Here is a 22,752-nt window from a genome sequence, read left to right as displayed (position 1 = left end):
ACATGATAGGTGCAAGCAGTTCGTAATATAAATATAAGGTCTCTGCTCCTGTTTACAACCACCTTGATTGAACAGTACGTGTAGCTTCTTGAGCAATTTCGGTATAATCGTTGAACCAAATATTAAATTTCCCAAAAGTAGTTTGTTCATTCGCCTCAAAATAGGCACCACCACCTGCTTTTAATATTCTATTCTCGTCATCACAAAGCTTTCCTATTTTCCACAAATCCTGAAAAAATTCTGCCTGTGCTTCCTTATTCATTTCAGTCCACAAACGCTTGTCTCTGAGTTTTATTTCCTTCTCCCAATTGTAGGCATCATCAGCAAACCATTGTGCCATTACTGCATCACTTGCATAGCGACATCCAGTTTGCTGATATTGCCAAACATGGGTTGATTCGTGCACCAGCAAATCAATAAAAAAGGAATTTGTTTTTAAATAGATAGTATTACCCAAAGTAAAAGCTCTTGGACTTACACCAAAAACTCCCGAGTGACCTGTAATTACCCTTAGTGTATACAGGCTCATGGAGTGTTTAAAAACCTTCCTTAACTCCATCTTCTCCACTTTGCTTAAAGGACGCTCAAAATCCTGAATATAAAATACAGTTTGTACGATGGCAATAACTTTCCCCAACACAATTATTACCAGTCCTAAAACGGGGGAAATAATATCCAAAAAGCCATTTGCAAATAACGGCCAGTGAAAAGTAAAAATACCTGCGAGTATCCTAATCACACCTGCTAAAATACCGCCTATTATACCAAAGGGAATTTTAACAAGAACAGCAAGCAAGGACATCAAACCTTTAACTATACTTCCCAACCACAACAAAGGAAAAAGAAAACCTATGATATCGCTAATCCATTTCATGGCATCAAAGAAAGCGCATCCCGGAAACTCAAAAACATAACTGATAAAGTCACCTATATCATTGATTAAGCTTTCTGTGGCATACGCTATTTTTTTTATGGCTGTTATAAATCCCATACCTATCATCTTTTATTAACAAATATCTGCTACGATCAGCATATCCTTGTTTTATATACAGATTGGCAGCAGGGTGGTTATATGTTTCAACTTCGAGAAGAATGGCACCAAGACCTTACCCCTTTGCCCTTTGTTTGATAAACCGCATAGCTTGCGTACCTACTCCTATATACCTAAAGTCTTCTTTAATGATAATCTCATCAATAAAAGCGTCACGCCCGCTAAAGCCAAAACTAAAACCAAAAGTTAAGGCTATGTATCCAATTATACAATCCTTTAACTTAATAATATAGCAAGGTCCCGGCTTTTTATCCCAATAAACTAATCCAGTGCTGCCTACGTATTTTCTCTATTAAAAGAATAATCGTACATCCTATAAAAATTTTGCATCATTTCTAGAATTTGAGCAAAGTCCTTCCGCGTAGTTTTAACAAAATCCGGTTGTAAACTGCCTTCCCGATCCATGTTCTTCTTCCAATTTCTCCCGGCTTATCGCGCCTTTACCAAGCACTTCGGTAAAATCCAAAAAACGGTTTGAATTTAGCTAGTTCAAGTTAGGATTCTGCATTCTCGAATGTATAATTTCCTCCATAATTTTGTTAATTGACTGGGTTGCTTCTTTTAGCAAATACACCGTTGTTCCTTTTTCACGGGCATAGGTATTAGTTATTTCACCAACCAGGGTAACTTCCTTAAAATATGGCCGTTCAAATTCCCTTTGTGTATCGGTATCTCTGGAATCTTTGACCAATATTACATTATTAATCACCATTTCCTCCAAAGGGTACCAATAGATATAGTCTGCGTTCATCGATACCGCATCCGTACAAATTTGCTTCGAATAATAATTGATAGCGCCTGCCTGACCATAGTTATCGCAATGTATCAGGGTATTTTCTTTGTCAGGAATTTGCATTAAAGCAGAATCTACCATATTTGCCAGTTCCTTCCAACCTAACATGTCCGCAAAATCCTGCGGTAAATCATGATCTTTTCCGTCTTCCCAACGCAGTAAACCTATTTTTTGAAAAAGTTCCTTTTTTTCAACAATTTGTTCTGGCGAAAGCACGGGCAGTACTATTTGAAACAACGCCAAAAACGACAACACAGGAATCATTATTAGCGGAAATCTTAGATAACGCAACCTACCTTTTGAGAACAGTTGCTCCGCATAAACCGAACCAAAAGCCAGCAGTACAGGGTATAAACCGATGGCATAATAACCCTTCGCCTTAAAAAAAACATAGAGGAATAAGGTAAAAAAATAACTCCAAAAAAATAATTTAAACTTCCTGAAAGGTTTGTATGTAAAAAAGGCGGCTAAGGCCAGTATAATAACAAACCAGGATCCCATAAAAAATTTGAGCTGTTCTATTATAAAATCTAATCTGCGAACATTTACCAATTGAGTTTCTGCCAAAGTGTTTAAATGCCTGATTACCGGGAAGCCGTTTTCATACTGCCAAATTAAATTAGGAGATACCAAAATAAGTCCTGCGATGAATGAAAAATACAACTGTTTATTGGCAAAAACTTTCCGGTGATTGGTAAGTAATATGGCCGGCAACAATCCCAACAGCAAAAAAACAATATTATACTTATTTAAAAAACCAACCGCAAAAGTTACAGCCGCTATCCATATCCACTTATTGCTTTCGGTATTAATATATTTGATAACGAAATAGAATATGAGCGTCCACAACAGAAACTCCAATGAATTGGGCTGATAAAGTGTATTTACCCTAACTAATACTGAAAAAATCACAGATACAGAAGCCAGGATTAACGCATAAATCCCACCTTTTAGTTGTTCAACAATTTTCCAAACCACAACCATTGTTAGCACGCCAAACAAGGCAGGAAAAAACTTTACTGAAAAAGCGGAGTTCCCGAATTGAATAATCAGAAATGATATCCAAGCCGTAACAGGAGGAACTGAAGTATAGCCCCAGGCCAGGTGTTTACCCAAATCCAGATGTAAATATTCATCCCGATGCAATTCATATCCCGAATCTATCGCCAAAATCTGGATGGCAAATTTCAGTATAATTAAACAGCCAAGTATTGTATTTTTTTGTGCCATTAAATTCTTTTGAAGTATGAATAGTTAATATCCTGCCAATGCCAACACTTAAACTATCTATACATTGAAGAGGACGTTCCTGAATAATACCGGCCGGCAATTGTTTACATCCTGCTTTGAGGGGATATCACGTGCTAATTTGACTTCGTCGATTTTCAATTCATAGTCAAAGTGGTATATAAGTTACAAACTTTTATACAATTGCATAAGCGATTTTAATCTTTAAACCCGCAATATGCATTAGAAAATCTATTACACATTGAAATTGTTTCAAAACAAGACACTCCGCTGCTTCACTTCAACTCACCATAACGATGCTCCCGAAAGTAATCGGGACAAGTGATGCCTCGTTTCAGTAAAGCCTTGTTTTATTGCACTTTCAATGTTCACGACGAAGTTCTAATGCATCATCCGGGTTAAAAAAAGGCTTGTTTGTTAATGTATAAAAAAAGGGCGCTCCAACTGGAACGCCCTTGATAAATATGATTGTTTCAGTAATTTGCTTACTTTACAACTTCGTAGTTTAACTCAGCAAAACGCTTGTAAGTACTGTAACGCCATTTAGCATTTTCTTCAGCGGCAGCAAACAGCTCAACTGCTTCTTTAGGGAATGCTTTTAATAAGGCTGTGTAACGAACTTCCCCTTTCAAGAACTGCTGGAACAGATCCCATTGTGGCTCTTTCGAGTCTAATACAAACGGATTCTTTCCTTCGTTCTCCAACATTGGGTTGTAACGATACAGGTGCCAGTACCCACATTCAACTGCTTTCTTAGATTCATTTTGCGAAGCTCCCATACCCGCGCGCAAACCGTGGTTGATACATGGAGAATAAGCAATAATCAATGATGGTCCGGGGTAAGCTTCAGCTTCCTTAAGTGCTTTGAAATACTGCGCCTGGTTAGAACCCATGGCTACCTGAGCAACATAAACATAACCATAGGTAGTAGCCATTAAACCAAGATCTTTTTTACGGATTTTTTTACCCGAAGCAGCAAACTTAGCAACTGCACCAACAGGAGTTGACTTAGAAGCCTGACCGCCTGTGTTAGAATAAACCTCGGTATCCATGACTAATATGTTCACATCCTGACCGGAAGCCAAAACGTGATCAACACCACCGTAACCGATATCATAAGCCCATCCGTCACCTCCAAAGATCCAAACCGATTTTTTAACCAGGTAATCTTTCAACGCAAGTATTTCTTTGGCAACAGGAGCAGACTCACCTTCCAAAGCAGCAACCACAGCTTTAGATACAGCATTGGTTTTATCCCCATCTTCTTTAGCTTCAATCCAAGCCTCAAAAGCAGCTTTGGTATCAGCTTTTACGGCCGTAAGGTTTTCAGTCATCAATCGCGCAATACGGTCACGCAATTTGTTAACTCCCGTAGCCATACCTAAACCATACTCGGCATTATCTTCGAATAAAGAGTTAGCCCAAGCCGGACCTTTACCTTCCGAGTTCTTACAGTAAGGAGTTGCAGGGGCAGAACCTCCGTAAATAGAAGAACAACCGGTAGCATTCGCCACCATCATTCTATCGCCATATAACTGAGTTATTAGTTTAATGTATGGCGTTTCACCGCAACCGGCACACGCACCGGAAAACTCAAATAATGGTTGAGCAAACTGGGAAGCTTTAACATTTTGCGTTTTAGGCATAATGCTATCTTTAACAGCTACTTTCTCTGCCATGTAGCCCCAACGCTCAACTTCTGCCCGCTGTGTATCAAGAGGCTTCATTACAAGAGCCTTAGTTTTGGAAGGACAGACATCCGCACAGTTTCCACAACCAGTACAGTCAAGAGCAGAAACCTGTATACGATATTGTAATCCGTCAAATCCTTTACCGTTGGCTTTTTTAGCGTTCGTTCCTTCCGGAGCATTCGCTAATTCTTCCTCGTTCAACAGGAATGGACGAATGGCAGCGTGAGGACAAACATAAGAACACTGGTTACACTGGATACAGTTGTCTACCTGCCATTCAGGAATATTTACGGCGATACCGCGCTTTTCGTAGGCAGTTGTACCTGCGGGGAAAGTACCGTCTTCGTAACCATTAAATGCAGAAACAGGAAGGTCATCACCTTTTTGTGCGTTAACCGGGAATACGATATCCTTGATAAAGTCTGGCACATCAGTTCTGAACTCAAGCCCTTTGGGCTCTAAAGATGCCCATTCGGCAGGAACTTCAACTTTAGTTACGGCTCCACCTTTTTCTACCGCCTTGTAGTTCATGTTAACGATGTCTTCACCTTTCTTACCGAAAGACTTAACAATCGCTTCTTTCATCTTTTCAACAGCAAAATCGTAAGGAATTACCTCGGCGATTTTAAAGAATGCAGACTGCATGATGGTGTTGGTACGATTACCTAAACCAATTTCTTCAGCAATAGCTGTTGCGTTAATGATATAGAAGTTTATTTCGTGAGCCGCAAGATATTGCTTAACGCCTTGTGGTAAACGATTTTTAGTTTCCTCAACATCCCAGTGAGAGTTCATTAGGAAAGTGCCTCCCTTTTTCAAACCAGATAGCATATCGTACTGCGTAAGGTATGCAGGAACGTGACAGGCTACAAAGTCAGGTGTGTTCACCAAATAAGGTGCACGTATTGGCGTATCACCAAAACGAAGGTGAGAAATAGTTATACCTCCCGATTTTTTAGAATCATAGGCGAAATAGGCTTGCGCATATTTATCGGTATTGTTACCAATAATTTTAATGGAGTTTTTGTTGGCACCTACCGTACCATCAGACCCTAAACCATAAAATTTACCTTCGAAAGTTCCATTCTGGGCAAAAGAAATTTCTTCTTTCATTGGAAGTGACTTGAAAGTAACATCATCCACAATACCTACAGTAAATTGATTTTTAGACTCAGCAGCAGCTAAGTTTTCATATACCGAGATCATTTGTGTTGGTGTAGTATCTTTAGAAGAAAGTCCATAACGTCCACCGATAATCTTAGGTGCATTGGCAACACCATTGTAAACCTCTACAATATCAAGATATAAAGGATCTCCGTTAGCTCCCGGCTCTTTAGTTCTGTCAAGCACACATAAGTTCTTACAAGTAGCAGGAACGGCTTTCAGGAAGTAATCAGCTGAGAATGGACGATATAAATGAACAGATATTAAACCTACTTTTTTACCTTCAGCGCTCAGGTAATCAATAGTTTCTTTAATAGTATCGGTAACAGAACCCATTGCAATTATTACATCAGTTGCATCTTCTGCACCATAGTAAGTAAATGGAGCATATTTACGACCTGTAATCTTGCTAATCTCGTCCATATACTTAGCTACCATATCAGGAATTGCATCGTAATATTTATTGGAAGCCTCACGAGTCTGGAAGTAAATATCCGGGTTTTGGGCAGTACCGCGGGTAACCGGATGCTCTGGATTAAGCGCATTGTCGCGGAAAGCCTGAAGTTTTTCCTGATCAATTAATCCTTTAAGGTCTTCTTGATCCATGCACTCAATCTTTTGAATCTCGTGAGAAGTACGGAATCCATCAAAGAAATGTAAGAAAGGAATTTTTGATTCAATAGACGCAAGGTGAGCAATTCCGGCCAGGTCCATTACCTCTTGAACACTACCGGTAGCTAACATAGCAAAACCAGTCTGACGCGCAGACATCACATCACTGTGGTCGCCAAAAATAGATAGCGCCTGAGCGGCTAATGAACGAGCACTTACGTGGAAAACTCCCGGCAACAACTCACCGGCAATTTTGTACATGTTAGGAATCATCAAAAGTAACCCCTGCGATGCAGTAAAGGTTGAAGTCAACGCACCTGCTTGTAACGAACCATGAACGGCACCGGCAGCACCGGCTTCTGACTGCATTTCCTCTACTTTTACAGTCTCACCAAAAATGTTTTTTCTTCCACCGGCAGCCCATTCGTCGATGTACTCCGCCATAGTTGAAGAAGGCGTTATTGGATAGATTGCAGCTACCTCGCTAAACATATAAGCGATATGTGAAGCGGCATAATTACCATCACAGGTAATAAACTTCTTTTCTTTAGCCATTTGTTTAATATTTAAGTTTTAACTACTATTATTTAGAATTATTCTAATTTACTGAATGTCAGACAATAAAAATACAACAATATGTCGATTACATCTACATTTTTAATATAAAAATCCGAAAAGCCATAAAGGAATGTTCCCCTGGCTTCCTATCTCCACCATATCTCGTGCTTGCAATATCCCCGGTTTAGCTTTATCACTGCCTCCGTTGCCACAAATTACAAATTGATGCTTGTCGTCAACCTTAAAATCAGCCTCTTTAGAGTAGGTTAATTCGTGACTACATCCCACCTGATTGTAAAAGAATGTTTTATGTAAAATATCTTTTGCCGGTTCCGCCCTGCGTATCGAATATACCAGGTTAGGATTGTGCAAATAAATCATAGATGGTTTCTTTTGCATATCCTCAGGTCCATCATACAACAGTTTTACCAAACGCGCCTGGCGCAAATAATAAAGGTAGTTCATTACAGTGGCTCTGGAAGTATTGATATGTGCGCTTAGCTTACTCACATTAGGTTGAAAAGGAGCTTCACCCCCAATTTTATATAATAACTTCCTTAACCGCGGCAAATATTTCAGTTCAATCTGACGAAGAAAACTAATGTCAATCTCCAATATTAGGTTGAGACTTTTCATCAGATTCTCTGCATAATGTGTATTATCCAAAAAAAACGGATAGTAACCGTGTTTCAGATAATCGCCAAAGTAAGCCAATGGTCTAATCCGGGTAACTATATCCCTGGCTAACTCCTCATGCCTTTCCAAAATTTCCGAAAGAGAATATGACTCAAAGGAGACGCCCGTTTTAAGTTCCAGGAATTCTCTGAACGAAAACCCTTCCAGTTTATAGGAATGAACTATTTCTTTTAGGTGTGGGTTTTCTTCGCGCAACCTCATCACGGTAGAACCCGAAAACACAATCTGCAAATCCGTAAAATTGTCGTAACAGTATTTCAGTTCTTCCGACCAACCCGGATATTTATATACCTGATCCAGCACCAGTGTTTTGCCCCCTGTTTTTCGGAACTGATCGGCAAATGACACAATGGTGTTTTCGCTAAAGTAGAGATTATTCAAGTTTACATACAGGCATGCTCTATCCGTTCCATAGGTACGCTTGGCAAAATCCAGCAGAAAGTCGGTTTTACCAACTCCCCTGGTTCCCTTAATTCCGATTAAACGATGGTTCCAATCAATTTCGTCCATTAACTTACGTCGCAAAGGCACTTGTAAGTTTTCAATCAGATATTTATGTGTTTCAAAAAATGACTGCACGCTGTCTTTTTGTAATTTTAACATGACAAATGTAATATTCGCAGCCATAAAATTGCAATCTCTACATTACATTTTTACCCCCAAGATGTAATTTATACTTATTAAAAATAAGACTTTTTTACCACGTTGACTTTATAAATGGAGAAAGTAGCGATGCGTTGTAAGAGGTAAAAGATGAGTAAAAAGCACGGTGCGGTGAGTAAAAAGCGAAGACATAAGAAGGGAGAAGAGAGCAAAAAACACAAGGTGAGAAACAGCGTATGGAAAATACAGCACCCCCACCTTCCTTACCACGCAATTGCTCTTCACCCGGCCCAAGGCCATGGGAAGAGCCCTGACAACACTTATACTATAGACCACTGACATTTGACCGGTAACCGATGACCATCGATTGAAGACTGCCGACCATTGACTGATGACTGTTGACTGATGACTACCCTTCCAGCCAGTTCTTAAACTCCTTAATCCTCTCACGCGAAACCAGCATATCATCTTCCCGGTAAGCTTGTATTTTAACCTTTATACGAGCGGGTCCAAGTGATACCACATCCTCAAGCGAGGCTAATGAAATAATATGCTTTCTGTTGATTCTAAAAAAAATTGCAGGGTCAAGCATATCCACTAGCCTATCCAGTGCATAATCTACCAGGTAGTTTTTACCCATTTTAGTCAGGAGGTAAGTCGCTTTTTCGAAGCTGTAAAAGCAGGCTATTTCGGCGGTGTTAACGGGGCGAATATGCGCACCAACCTTCACAACGAATCGATCTTTATATTCGGGGGTTTTATTCTGGATGGCTTCCAGCAGTTTTGAAATATCCGGCATCGAAGGTTTCACCTCTTCTTTTTGGGCGAAGCTCCTGTATTTGCTCAACGCATCGCACAATGCGTTTTTGGTCAGTGGTTTCAGTAAATAATCAACACTGTTTACCTTAAAAGCCTGGAGAGCGTATTGGTCATAAGCAGTGGTAAATATGATAAACGAGGCAACCGTCACCCTGTTAAATATTTCGAAACAAATACCATCGCCCAAATGCACATCCATAAATATTAAAGGGGGATGCATGTTTGACTTCAACCATTCTTCTGCGCTTGAAACACTGTCCAACACATCCACCACTTCAATTTCCGAATCACATTCTTTCATCAAAACCGAGAGATGTGTGGCTGCCAATGGCTCATCTTCTATAATTAAAACTTTCATCATTCAGGCAACGTTTTCTTCCATACGTAACAAAGGTACTTTAACGGTAAAGTGCGAATCCGTATTTTCAACTACAAAATTACGATCCGTTAAAAACTTATATCTTTCGCCCAGATTTTTCAGTCCCAACTTTTCTCCGTCAACAGGATTTAAATAGGGTTTCAAGTTGTTTTCCACCACTAAATAATCATCCTGTAAAAATAATCTGATTTTTAATTTATTCTCCTTACTGACCTGATTATGCTTGATGGCGTTTTCTACCAACATTTGCAAAGTCATCGGGATAAGTTGAAAATCATCTAAATTATCTATTTGTGTTTCGACAATAATATTATCGCCAAAACGTTCCTTTTGTAGGTTAATATATTGGTTTACAAATTGCATTTCTTCTTTCACCGAAACTATTTCCTTACCTCTAAATCCCAGGAGATCCCTATAAAAACCGGATAGTTTGTCCACAAACACCCCTGCCCTTTCTGCATCTAACTTAATCAAGGAACTTAATACATTTAAGCTGTTGAACAAGAAATGCGGATTAACCTGATTTCTCAGCACCTTATATTGCAACGATATAGCTTCTTGTTTAAGTTTTTCTTTCGCCAACAGCGATTCCTGCCATTCAAAAAAGAATGCCCTGGCATAAAAAAACTGAGTGATAAAATACAGAACCGCATACTCCAAAAGCAATATTTTTTTCCCAAATGGCCAAAACTCATCCCAGCTTAAATCCATTAAAAATCCATACCAAAACCAATTGGTAAAAAGTATTACTATGGATGAATACGCCGTGGTTACCAAAAATGCGATAAAAAAACTGCTGACAGGGCGTTTGATCCAGGAAAGCCATCGCTTATCTACCAAACAAAAAACAAAACCGTTGGCAAAAAGACCATATCCGATCATCAAGGAATAACCCGCATTATAAAGGAAATTTTTAAAACTGGAAGGCAGACGTCCGCCCAACACAAGTGCCGACACTGTTCCGATCAGGATACAGATTCCACCAATGATTAAGAACTTTTTGAGGTTCCATCTATTCTGTTTTTTATTCAACTTTCCCATTCCTTTTTACTTTTGCTTATTCCATCCATATTTTAAAAACTTTTCCAAAGTTTAAAACTTTGGGAAAGGCAAGTTTTCGAATACCCTACTCCTCTTTGCACTGTTCCAACATTTTATGATTGTGCCATTGTCCCCACGAAGGCCACAAATCCCCCCTTGCGCTATTGTTATTAAAAAGCGTATCGGCCTTTTCAAACAGCACTTTCGCTTTTTTCTTTCCTCCACCAAACATCGCCGGCGTATGATATATATTGTTACCCCTGCAATAATACAGTCTGGGATTTTTATTGTCCAGGGCCTCTGCTTTATCCAATTCACCATTCGAAAGCATGGAATATTTCATTCCCCTGGCCGGACCTGTAATCCGCATGGAATAGAGCAAAGCCTGTAAGACGTGTATTTCCGATTCCTTAGGTTTCGATTCCAAAAGCCTGTCCATATAGCTTTGAGCCAAATCTAAATGTTTGTCAATTTCGTCTTCGTCTTTTATAAAAAAGGCGATTCGCACCAACGAATACGTAGCGTAATATAATGGCAACCAATCCTCCTTTTCTTTTTCAGCCACCCGGTAAAAAGCGGCTGAAACAGCCGTTAATTCTTGGGCCGTTTTTGATTGATACATTTTTTCAATGTTTTGCTGCATTACTTCTTCATAATTTTCCGCATTAATATCCATCTTAAATACAAAAACAAGAATGAACACTGTTAATATAACTGTTAGCTTTTTCATGATGATAATAATTTATGCCAATCGTACCTGGCTGTTATTTTAAAGTTATAAATATTCCTATAAAAGCAAACTGCTGAATGTCATTTGTTATAGGTAGGTAAACAGAAGCTCCATCTGATTTGCGGACGGGACTTTGTTGATATCCGTATACATTTTTTGATCCCAACGCATTGGATAAAGACAAGTGAATAATGGTTTGATTGCCGAAAACTTGCGTAATATGACTCAGATTCAAATTAAGTTCGTGCGTTACATCACCTGGGTGGGTGATTTTTCCGTTGGACGTATTCTCGTACCAGTTTCTTCCACTCGCTATCCAATATGTCCCTCCCAACAGACACCGAACAGCCGAGATCCAATATTTCCCCACCGCCGAGAAGTTATGGTTAGATACAAAACCTGGCTGCGCCCTAAAGTCAAAACTCTTATATTTTCTGTGTGTATCGATATAGGAGTACGAAAGCCAATATTCCAGGAATTTGATGGATTCGTTATCCCGCCAAAACAAATCCAGTCCAATCGCCTCTCCGCTCCCTGTATTGTTATAATATTCCGCATCATAGAGTTCCTGCCCATCATATTTCACCAGTTGTGAATATTTTTTGTAATAGGACTCTATCCTAAAAAAACGCTCGTCCATGCTTCCTGTTTGATATCCCAAAATATAGTGTGTCGCTCTTTCAAAATTCAGGTCGGATGAAAATTTTAATTCATCGGGATGCGGGTTCTGATAAAAATGCCCGTAGGATGCTGATATCTGACTCCGTTTTCCTGTTGCGACGGCCATTCCAAGTCGCGGTGCCAGACTGCTGCGTTTTAACAAAGACGAATATTCGTACCTGACACCAGTTGACAAGGCCATATTTCCAGAGAGCTGCAACTGTGATTCTGCAAAAGCGCCCGATAAAAAATCCTGAAACTGAGGATTAAAATCGGATGAATCGGGATGCGCTCTGTACGTCTGAGAATAATCGGTTAATGTATTGCTCACGCCGTACCTCAGCTTGATTCCATCGCCCAATTCATGAATCAACATCGCTCGTGACTCCGAATTTGTTTCCCTGTTTCGGATATGCTGCGATGCGTATGTTATATCGGGATTGTCGATAGTTATCGAAACGCCTGCCTTAATGGATGTATTATCGTTCAAGGGCTGACGATAGGTAATATTCCCGTAATAATTGTTGTTTTTCGATTCGGTGGTATACCAAATATCATCAACTCCACCATTTGTTTTAAAACGGGTTTCCCCAACATCTGCCGTAAAATAAGCTTTCAGCATTCCATTCGTTTTGGTTTTATGCCGATAGATAATACTTGCGCTCCCCGCTTCCGTAGGCTTTTCCCAATCAAATTTGGTTTTTACCATTCCGTAATAAGCAGCCATATTGATATAACTTCCTAATATCGAAATGGAATTATTCTTCCACGTTTCGGTTATATTGGCTTCCGCTCCTAGACTCATCAACGACAGCGACAAAACATCTTCGGTAAACAAATCGTTACTTTCCAATACCAATACCGATGACAAAGCCTGGCCATATTCCGCTGAGTATCCCCCCGTATTAAACATCACACCTGAAAACAATGACGGAGAAAACCGTCCGCGGGTTGGCACATCCGGAACTTTGGAGTAATAAGGTTTTCCGGCAAGAACGCCATCAATCACTGTTTTTGTTTCATATGCCTCACCACCTCTTACCAACAATCTACCGTCGTCATTGGCCTGCTGTGTGCCGGGCAAGGTATTTAAAGCGCCTGTTATACTTCCCAACGATCCCGCGGTTGTGTAGATATCGCGCGACTTCATGACGGAAGCCTTATGTTTGTCTCCTGCCGCAAAATTTCCTGCAGTTACTGTAACCGCCTCAATACTCTGCGTGCTTTCTTTCAAAAGGATGTCAATATGATGATCTCCTGTCGAAATTTCTTGTTCAAATGGTTTATATCCGATAAAACTCGCAACCAATATTAATTCTCCCAGCGTTGGTGTTAGCACTTCAAAATACCCGTTTATATCACTGATACCTCCATCATAAGTATCTTTAAAAAAGATATTAACGCCTACAATAGGCTCCCCTTTTTTATTGGTTACATGGCCTATAACACGAGTTTGCGCAACCAAATGGACGGAAATAACGAATAGGATTGCAAAAAGGACTGCCTTCATGATTCAGTGTTATTTTTAATGACAGTTCAAAATTGCCAACAAACACCCGAAAGACGAAAAAGAGATGACCGAACGGTTGTTTTTTTAGGATAAGTCGTATTTGGTCATTGTCTGATTAGTCATTGGCCATGGTTTGCTCAATTCCCATTTAAAAATTAAGGCTGTAAAAAGCCGTGGTTATTAAATCCACAACATGCATTAGAAATCCTGTTACGCGATTAAGCTATTTCAAAACAAAACGTTTTACTCAGTGCTTCAACTCAACAGAGCGGTGCTACACCTCGTTTCAGCAACGCCTTGTTTTATGGTATTTCAAAGGCGCATTACACACCTCTAAAGCATCACCCGGGAAACATCCAAAGCTTGCCTAAGCAAAAAAGGAAGCCATGGTTAAACAACCATTAGCTCCCGGTGCTAAAAGAAGGCCATGGTTAAACAACCATAGGCTCCCAGGCAAAAAAGGAGGCCATGGGTAAATAACCATTGGCTCCCGGGCAAAAAAGGAGGCCATGGGTAAATAACCATTGGCTCCCGGGCAAAAAAGGAGGCCATGGTTAAACAACCATTGGCTCCCGGGCTAAAAAGGAAGCCATGGGTAAACAACCATAGGCTCCCGGGCAAAAAAGGAGGCCATGGGTAAACAACCATTGGCTCCCGGGCTAAAAAGGAGGCCATGGGTAAACAACCATTGGCTCCCGGGCAAAAAAGGAGGCCATGGGTAAACAACCATTGGCTCCCGGGCTAAAAAGGAAGCCATGGTTAAACAACCATAGGCTCCCGGGCAAAAAAGGAGGCCATGGGTAAACAACCATTGGCTCCCGGGCAAAAAAGGAGGCCATGGTTAAACAACCATTGGCTCCCGGGCAAAAAAGGAAGCCATGGGTAAACAACCATTGGCTCCCGGGCTAAAAAGGAAGCCATGGGTAAACAACCATTGGCTCCCGGGCTAAAAAGGAGGCCATGGGTAAACAACCATTGGCTCCCAGGCAAAAAAGGAAGCCATGGGTAATTAACCAAGGGCGCACCCACCATGCAAAATTAAAAACTGAAATCCTCAAGTTGGTTTACTACAATATACCAATCCCAAAACTGCCCTTAGGCTATATCTAAAACGACTGCCAGCCCATATAAAACGGATTCTTCACATTACCCATCAATCACAGATCCCGGATAAACCACTGCCATAGGCTTGCTTAACCACCTCAGGGCAACGCTTGCAATCCTGCGCTCAGCTAACTCAGCCCTCTTTTAAAATTAAAGGTTGTAGAAGGCTGCAGCTGTTCCGAGGCATTGAACTTTTTAAACAACTTAACCGGTAAGTGCTTCGATGGGGCCTCGGTGCGCAAATCGAACATAAACCTAAAGAAACCTTCTTTCTTTAATGTATGGGCATATTGCATTAACGCCACCGGTGTATTAGAATAAACCGATGTCATTCCGTTGTGCACATAACGTTTAAATTCCTTATCGGTATTGTCCATAAATTCGTTTTCCGGATGGTATACCTCCACTGGCATACGGGCAAAAAACAACTCCGGGTTGGCATAAACAGGTACGATTCCATCCCTTGAAGTTCCTTTCTGCAGGTTTTCGAAGTCGTTTTCAACGGGATAAGTCACATGCTGCACGCCAAAGGTCTTTATTCCCCTTATGGCAGCATCATTGTACACATATACTCTTTCGTTGGTAATTACCTTACAACCTTTGGGCAGCATGTCCAATTGCGAAAGATGGCTGACCACAAAGTTTTTCATCCCTTTGCGGGTAAGCCACTTGATGTCTTGCAGCCATTCCTGCAAATGCGTTTCCGCCACAAAACCCGGCAGCTCCATATAAAAACGGAACAAATTCTTTTTAAAGAAAGGACTGTCAAATGGTATCTTACGCCAATCTTTTTTTGAAAGATCCAGGAATATTCCTTTAAAATCATCAACACGCAATTTACGTAACCACTCCACATTGTCGATGCGCACAAAAAATTCCGGTTTACTGCTTTGTTGGTTTTTAATCTGGATATCCTGCCTTATTTTTCTTTTGTAGGCCCCACTTACAGGTTTTATATTTTTGTGTTTTAACTCCTCAAACTTATTGGAGAAATTTTTGGATGGCAATCCTATTAGATACACATCGTCCCCTCTCCTGATTGCTTTCTCAGTAAAAACCTGATAGTTCCCGGACTCCGCAGTCACCTCTTTTACCTTTACAGATACTGACTCCCCTAGCTTGTTCACCACGCGTAACTGTTGCCCTCTCTCAATATTTAGTTCCGATTGAACGAAAAAGCCATCGTCACTTAACTTTTTCACCGTTCCCAGAAATATTCCGTTATTGGTATTATCAGAGATAGCGCCCCGCACATTACCGCCCATAAAATAATCGGTCTTTTCGCGTCCAAAATCCCACTTCAGCATTTCCTCTGCCTCAGGCAATTTTCCGGGATGATCGATGACCATGCGATACGCCTGTGCAACCCGATACACATAAGCTGCCGACTTCATCCGTCCTTCAATCTTTAAAGAAGCCACTTTCATCTTCGCGAAGTCAGGAATCAATTTAATCTGCTGATTGTCTTTTAGCGAGAATATGGCATGGTCTTTTCCATTGTCCTTAAAAACCCTTCGGCAAGGTTGGGTGCACTGACCACGATTAGCCCCTTTTCCTCCCAGATAACTACTAAACAGACACAATCCAGAAAACGAATAACACAAAGCACCATGAACAAATATCTCAATCTCGCATTGTGCTTTATGCATGATCAATTCCAGTTCCCGATGGGTTAATTCACGGGCTAATATCACCCGATCAATGCCTGTTTTTTTGGAGAAGTTGGCACCAATGGAATTATGATTGGCCATTTGTGTGCTGGCATGAATTACTAATTTCGGGAAAAACTTCTTTGCCAGATACCAAACGCCCCAATCCTGAATAATTACAGCACTAACAGATGTTTGCGACAGAAAATTCAACACATCCAATAATTCCGGGATCTCGTGGTTCTTGATTACGGTATTTAGCGTAACGTAGATTTTAACGTTTTTCTTCCCCGCCATATCCAGCATGGTAATCAATTGCGGATTGGAGAAATTAACCGCACGTCCCCGCGCATTAAACTGTTTCAATCCCAAAAAAATGGCATCTGCCCCTCCCTCTAATGCCGCATGAAACGACTCAATATTCCCTGCCGGGATCAACAACTCCGGTTTAAAATCCATCTAAAATTTTTCTGTGTGGTAAATGATTTTGCAAAAGTAGTAAAAATAGTTTTCAGTCCACATTAGGCAGTTGGTAGTCATTTTCCCATAATAAAATCTATTGACTAACAACTGCCATTGGGGGCAACGCATACCCCCTAATTCTTTAAACTGGCATAGTCATTTCACTTACGCCTATCGTTGCGCCCCATCAATTTCACTTATAAAAATATTTTCAGCGTAAATCTATAACATCAATAAATACAATAAATTATCACTAGTGTCCGACAAAAACACGTTCCTCAAAACCTAAAGCTCTCTTGTCTCAAGCTAAAAGGAAATATAAAATAAATTGGATTGGTAGAAGAACGATATAATGCCAGTATTAAAAAGGTTAAAGATTACACCTTTTGACAATGGCATCCACAATTCTTTCTGCTGTCTTTCCATCCCATAATTGAGGTCTAGAAGGTACTCTGTCAACCGACAGCAACTGTTGATAGGCATGCTTTATTTTATCAATATCATTACCTACCAACACTGAAGCTCCTCCATGCTCCTGCAAAGTAACAGGGCGCTCTGTATTCCACCTTAATGTTAAACATGGCGTACCCAATACACAGCACTCTTCTTGAAGTCCTCCACTATCAGTTAGCATTATTTTCGCATCCATGTTGATACGAAGCATATCATGATAACCCAGTGGTTGCAATAAAACAATATTAGGATGTTCTTCGATCATATCTAATAGGTCGAATGCCACGAGTTGTTTATAGGTTCTTGGGTGTATAGGCCAAAGTAATAATCGTTCAGAGGCTACGGTACTCACAAGAAACCGAATGATTGGTTCGAGAATTTTTCTTTGATCTACATTCGAGGGCCTATGCATTGTTATCACGGCATAATCTTGAATATCCATTTGGGGAACGTGGTTTGCTTTAACAAGGTTATTGGCTATAATATCACGTATATTTAGTTCCGTAGCTTTGTTTCGATTAGACTCAAGCGTATCAATCATAATGTTCCCTACAAACTCAACTTTCCCACTATCCACCCCTTCTGCTAATAAATTCTGATTTGAAATCAGATCAGGCGTAAGTAATAAATCCGATAACCGATCCGTAACCAAACGATTAATTTCTTCAGGCATTGAAATATCACCAGAACGCAAACCTGCTTCAATATGAGCCACTTTTATATGTTCTTTTTTCGCCGTTACAGAACATGCTAAGGTGGCATTTACATCTCCTACTACCACAACCCAATCCGGCTTTTCTTTTATTAAAACTTGCTCAAAGGCAATCATGGTTTTCCCCACTTGCTCAGCATGAGAACCACTTCCAATACCCAGATTGATATCAGCTTCAGGAATCTCAAGGCTCTCAAAAAATGACTTACTCATTCTATCGTCGTAATGCTGACCAGTGTGAACTAAAATATGGTGAATTTCTCCATGATCAGTTCGGTTATAATCATTAATGGCTTTTATGAATGGAGCAATTTTCATAAAATTAGGACGAGCTCCTACAACTGATATAATTTTCATATTGGCTTTTATTTTGAAGCATTAAATAATCATTTAAAAATACACTTTTTTCTGATTGGGCAACTAAATTACTTGTGAATGATGGAGATCTTATGATTATTATACACAATCTTAGGACGAATATCACGCTTCTCTTTAGATGCGTAGAATACCTATTTTCTAATTATCTTAAATAAAGACGCAGGAGCAAAGCAAACCAGTCACTAAGTGCAATAAAATATCTGCATTGCAAGCAATTAGCATACAAACCAACCGTCTATCTTGCTTGATTAAATAGTGCATCTAAGAAAACTCTCTATTTGATAAATTCTCCTTGGTGATTACCCTTAACCCCTAAAGGGGAATTAGCTCTCTACGGAGAGTTCTCCCTTTAGAGCCTGTCCCAAACTCGTAATCGGGAGAGTTAGAGGGTTTTTAAAAGAGAATTGTTACCTTTTCTTATAGCCATTAAAAAACTTAAATCAACTACACATACCCTTTTACGCTATACACGGCATATCCAACCCATTCTTTAAACAACAGTTCCCAGGTGGCCAAAACGGATGCTGATGGCATAAAACATTCCCAAATTTCTGGCGGCACATTGCCTTGCAATGCATCTGTTTTAAAAGGGGTAACATCTATTCCCACTTTCTTAAAGCAACCTAATGCCCGTTTCATATGAAAGCCCGATGTAACCAACAAAAACTTTTTGTCTGATATCCCTTCGGCTTTCAGCAACTTCCATGTTTCTACCGCATTTTCGTAGGTATTTCTGGCCTGCCATTCGGTTAAAATACTGTCCTCGGGTATTCCTAATAACACCAGGTATTCCTTTAAAAATTCACCACTGCTTTTTTCCCGTATAATAATCCTGCTTGAACCTCCCGTAAATATAAAACGGTTGGCTTTTCCTTCTTTGTATAATCGAACAGCTTGCAATAAGCGGTCACTGCTTCTTGTAAATTGAATTCGCCGGGACTTTGAACGGTAATTTGAAAATCCCCCCAACAATATTATTCCTTCGTACTGTTGCAAACTTTCTGACTTTTCCAACTCACCTTCCCACCAACCGCTTACCTGATAATAGATAAGTTGGTTCGAAAAAACAATCAGTATGCCAATAGCCAATACCAGTAAGAGACGTCGTTTTTTTAAATTATTAAAAACCATAAAGGACAATAATAACATTAAGACCCACCAAATAGGGGAAAGGAAAAAAAGCAATAATTTTGATAGTAAAAAAAACATGTAATTTATTTAGAAACCTTCTAAAAACATTTTAACAGTTGAAAAATACAAAGAACATTTGATATATTGTACTGTAAATTATGGTATGTGAAAATCATTGAATTTTTTAATAGTATAGTATGCATTTTAAAGAGTTAATGAGGTCGCGGTATGCTGTCAGGGCATATCACGAAAACAAGGTAGATCAAACTTTAATAAAGCAGGTTGCCAACGCAGGCAGACTTGCCCCTTCGGCTGCTAACCATCAACCATGGAAATTTATTGCCATTGACAATGAAGACTTACTCAATAAAATACGAGGAGCTTACCCCCGGGAATGGTTTCAAAAAGTTGCGAACCTGATCGTTGTTTACGGCAATCATGCAGAATCTTGGAAAAGATCTTTCGACGGCAAAGACCATTGCGATATAGATGTAGCCCTAGCCATAGACCATATGACCCTGGCGGCAACAGAACTTGGGTTGGGAACCTGTTGGGTTTGTCATTTCAATCCTGAAATTGTCAACGGCGCCCTGCAACCAGAAAAAGGTTGGGAACCCATTGCCATCGTAGCGATTGGATATCCGGTTGAAATTAAAGCACCCGAGAAAAAACGCAAGGGTATTGATGAGGTGTTAAGTTTTAACAAATGGTAAAACCACAGATCCTAAAACAACAGCTTTAAAGTTGCAAGCTTTTATTTTAGGATTTTTTCACTTTCTTGCCAGCCGCATTTACATCCATCTTTGAAGTAAACTCAATAATATGGGGAATTTTATAGGCGGCTAAATTATTACTACAATATTCCTTGACAAATTTTTCATTCAATTCATTATCGGCATCATTTTTCACGACTGTTGCTTTTATCGCTTCACCAAGCACTTCATCGTGTACCCCATTAATAGAACAGTCTACCACGCCTGGCATCGAAACAATCACCTCTTCAATTTCTTTTGGACTTATTCTTTTACCTCCCGCCTTAATAATTTCTTTTTTACGTGCTGCGTGATAAATAAAACCATCCTCGTCTATTTTGGCCAAATCACCGGTATATAGCCAACCATCCTTTAGCGCCTCTTCTGTTGACTTTTTATCTTTATAATAGCCCAGCATTACATTGTCACCTTTTGCTACAATCTCGCCTACAACACCTGGTTCGGTAGGAACGCCATTTTCATCTACCACCTTTAACTCCACTCCCGGAATACCTTTACCAATGGACCCAAGCTTATCCTGTAACCTCTCAGTTGGCAAGTACGACAACCTTGCAGTGGCTTCCGTTTGCCCATACATCACAATAAATTTAGTGCTGGGCTGGGCCTTTTGAAACTCTTCGATAAAGACTGTATGTAGCTTCCCCCCCGCCTGTGTCACATATCTTAGATGTGGAAAAACTGCTGTTTTAAAAGTATCAGACTTGCGCAAAAGAATCTGAAAATGACTTGGGACTCCTGCAAAACCCGTACATTTATATTTTTCCAGATCCTTAAATACTGAACCTAGGAATATAAAGTTGTTGTTCAAAACAATTTTTCCTTTGACTTTTAGGTGCGTATGCAAAAGGGATAGTCCGTAACAATAAAAGAATGGTAAAACACATTCCATGATATCGTCCGACGTTAATTTTAAATATTCTATTATCGAGGAAGTATTGGCGATAATATTTTTATGCGAGATCATCACCCCTTTAGGCATAGCTGTAGATCCTGATGTATAAATAATCTGTGCCAGGGTATCTTCAGCAAAATCCTGTTCAATTTTATAACCAATTTCTGACTGTTCACATAGTCCTTTTAATATATCCTCATCCCATATTTCATTAAAATCAACGGCTATTCGTTTTCTTAATAATTTAGGCACAAATGCCAACTCAACGCTTGCTTGATTCTTCACAAACTTTAAGGACTCTTTCTCTGTTGCAGGATTTAAAGGAATAACAACATTTCCTGATTTCATAATAGCCAAATAAGAAACTATAAAAAAGTTATTATTTGGTGACAATAATATCATTTTATTCCCTGACCCGTAATTTTCCTTTAGTTGAGCCGCCACTTTAGCCACCTGCCCACGCAAATCAACAAAGGACAAAGGCTCTCGTTGACCCAGGACAAACAAGTCATTATCGTTAACATCAGCTGGCAATAAATAATCTATACAATTCATAATTGGCTAGTTTAGATAACAAACAAAAACACTCCATGCAGTTTCATCATAGAGTGCTCATTATTGTATTGACATTTTTTATTACACTATAACATTCTGATTAATGTAATAATGATGCAAAGGTGCTGTTCTTAAATATTCTGTTGTCTTCTTTTTCCGTGCAAAGTTTTTGTAAATTTTATTAACTTCTTCAGGAGTCATTTCCATAACAGGGGCCACTTCTTCCGGCGTATAATTATTTTCCCATCCATACCACAACAAGTCCATTGATTCGAACGGCATTTGGTAGAAAAATTCTTCCTGCGTTTGTTCTGCAGAGTAGGTGTCCGTGGTAGGTGTCCGATCAATAATACCTTGAGGAACCCCGAGATGTCTCGCAATTTGATACACCTGTGTTTTGTATAAATTACCGATTGGCATTACATCCGCAGCTCCATCCCCATACTTTACGAAGAACCCCTGCTGAACTTCGTGTTTATTTGGCGTTCCCAGCACTGCGTAATTTAAAGCTTCCGCATGGTAATACAACATATTAGCCCTACACCTCTGTTTAAAATTTGAGGCAGCCACAATCTGCAAATACTCCTTCATGGGAAGGCGAGCTCTTTTTTCGGAACCATCTTCAAAGGTAACCGACACGTAGTGTACGGGTGGCAGGTTTTTATTCACAAATTCCTTGGGGATAATCACCTTCATCTTATCAACCGAAGGATCATATTCAGGAATTACACTTTTCACAGCTTCATCTCTTCTGGTATAACAGCCAAATCCATCCAAAGCACCGCTAATATTCTCAACAATGCTTTTTACGCCAAACTTATCAGCTAATTCTCTGGCCAGGTTTTCGCTATCCGGGCTCGAATCTGTTTCAGGAAGCATAATGCCCAATAGCTTATCAGCTCCGAATGCCTTGGTCGCGATAGCTAGTGTTGCTGAAGAATCAATTCCTCCGCTTATTCCAATAACTCCGCCATATCGGCGAAATCTTTTATAAACATCTTCGCGCATTTGCTCGCAGATGCCTTCAATTACTTCATCAATATTTTCAAGATGAAGAATGTCTTTCGAAAAAGGTTTACGGTCCATTA

General features: G+C 39.8%; 14 protein-coding genes and 1 pseudogene. 1 reads left to right on the top strand and 14 read right to left on the bottom strand.

Annotated features, from left to right (window positions below; all coding sequences use genetic code 11):
* Window positions 1-52 precede the first annotated feature (52 nt).
* The 12 genes and pseudogenes from ACT29I_RS11505 to ACT29I_RS11450 form a co-directional block, all read right to left on the bottom strand.
* Window positions 53-991 carry a hypothetical protein gene (locus ACT29I_RS11505; RefSeq protein WP_444793513.1) on the bottom strand — a complete coding sequence of 313 codons (939 nt, stop codon included), beginning with the start codon at window positions 989-991 and terminating at the stop codon, window positions 53-55.
* A gap of 115 nt (window positions 992-1,106) precedes the next feature.
* A pseudogene (locus ACT29I_RS11500) lies at window positions 1,107-1,289 on the bottom strand (GNAT family N-acetyltransferase); the annotation flags it as partial.
* A gap of 246 nt (window positions 1,290-1,535) precedes the next feature.
* On the bottom strand, window positions 1,536-3,074 hold the full coding sequence (locus ACT29I_RS11495; protein ID WP_444793512.1) for a glycosyltransferase family 39 protein: 1,539 nt from the start codon (window positions 3,072-3,074) through the stop codon (window positions 1,536-1,538).
* Window positions 3,075-3,577: 503 nt separating this feature from the next.
* Window positions 3,578-7,114, bottom strand: a complete 3,537-nt coding sequence (nifJ, locus tag ACT29I_RS11490; RefSeq protein WP_430934294.1) for a pyruvate:ferredoxin (flavodoxin) oxidoreductase — start codon at window positions 7,112-7,114, stop codon at window positions 3,578-3,580.
* 102 nt (window positions 7,115-7,216) lie between these two features.
* Window positions 7,217-8,416 (bottom strand): AAA family ATPase, encoded by a 1,200-nt coding sequence (locus ACT29I_RS11485; protein WP_430934293.1) that lies wholly within the window; start codon window positions 8,414-8,416, stop codon window positions 7,217-7,219.
* Window positions 8,417-8,825: 409 nt separating this feature from the next.
* Entirely contained in the window at window positions 8,826-9,596 is a 771-nt protein-coding gene (locus ACT29I_RS11480) for a LytR/AlgR family response regulator transcription factor (RefSeq protein ID WP_430934292.1), read from the bottom strand.
* Window positions 9,597-10,655, bottom strand: coding sequence for a sensor histidine kinase (locus ACT29I_RS11475; protein WP_430934291.1), 1,059 nt, complete (start codon window positions 10,653-10,655; stop codon window positions 9,597-9,599).
* 85 nt (window positions 10,656-10,740) lie between these two features.
* The gene (locus tag ACT29I_RS11470) at window positions 10,741-11,385 is read right to left on the bottom strand and encodes a hypothetical protein (RefSeq protein WP_430934290.1); all 645 of its coding nucleotides are present in this window, start codon (window positions 11,383-11,385) and stop codon (window positions 10,741-10,743) included.
* 34 nt (window positions 11,386-11,419) lie between these two features.
* On the bottom strand, window positions 11,420-13,555 hold the full coding sequence (locus ACT29I_RS11465; protein WP_444793511.1) for a TonB-dependent receptor: 2,136 nt from the start codon (window positions 13,553-13,555) through the stop codon (window positions 11,420-11,422).
* 1,232 nt (window positions 13,556-14,787) lie between these two features.
* A complete protein-coding gene (locus tag ACT29I_RS11460) occupies window positions 14,788-16,767 on the bottom strand; it encodes a peptidase U32 family protein (RefSeq protein WP_444793510.1) in 1,980 nt (659 codons plus the stop codon).
* A 373-nt stretch (window positions 16,768-17,140) separates the two neighbouring features.
* Window positions 17,141-18,292, bottom strand: coding sequence for a non-hydrolyzing UDP-N-acetylglucosamine 2-epimerase (wecB, locus tag ACT29I_RS11455; RefSeq protein WP_444793509.1), 1,152 nt, complete (start codon window positions 18,290-18,292; stop codon window positions 17,141-17,143).
* A 465-nt stretch (window positions 18,293-18,757) separates the two neighbouring features.
* Window positions 18,758-19,444, bottom strand: coding sequence for a YdcF family protein (locus ACT29I_RS11450; protein WP_444793508.1), 687 nt, complete (start codon window positions 19,442-19,444; stop codon window positions 18,758-18,760).
* Window positions 19,445-19,641: 197 nt separating this feature from the next.
* On the opposite strand from ACT29I_RS11450, the gene ACT29I_RS11445 reads away from it, so the two are divergent.
* Window positions 19,642-20,157 (top strand): nitroreductase family protein, encoded by a 516-nt coding sequence (locus ACT29I_RS11445; RefSeq protein ID WP_444793507.1) that lies wholly within the window; start codon window positions 19,642-19,644, stop codon window positions 20,155-20,157.
* A 46-nt stretch (window positions 20,158-20,203) separates the two neighbouring features.
* On the opposite strand, the gene ACT29I_RS11440 is transcribed toward ACT29I_RS11445, so the two are convergent.
* Window positions 20,204-21,664: a class I adenylate-forming enzyme family protein gene (locus tag ACT29I_RS11440; RefSeq protein WP_444793506.1), complete on the bottom strand. Its 1,461-nt coding sequence runs from the start codon at window positions 21,662-21,664 to the stop codon at window positions 20,204-20,206.
* 81 nt (window positions 21,665-21,745) lie between these two features.
* Window positions 21,746-22,750: an NAD(+) synthase gene (gene nadE / locus ACT29I_RS11435; protein WP_444793505.1), complete on the bottom strand. Its 1,005-nt coding sequence runs from the start codon at window positions 22,748-22,750 to the stop codon at window positions 21,746-21,748.
* Between the last annotated feature and the right edge of the window lie 2 nt (window positions 22,751-22,752).

The organism is Saccharicrinis sp. GN24d3, from assembly GCF_052400645.1.
In the GTDB taxonomy this organism is placed as follows: Bacteria; Bacteroidota; Bacteroidia; order Bacteroidales; family Marinilabiliaceae; genus Saccharicrinis.
This window is presented reverse-complemented; position numbering and strand designations above follow the sequence as displayed.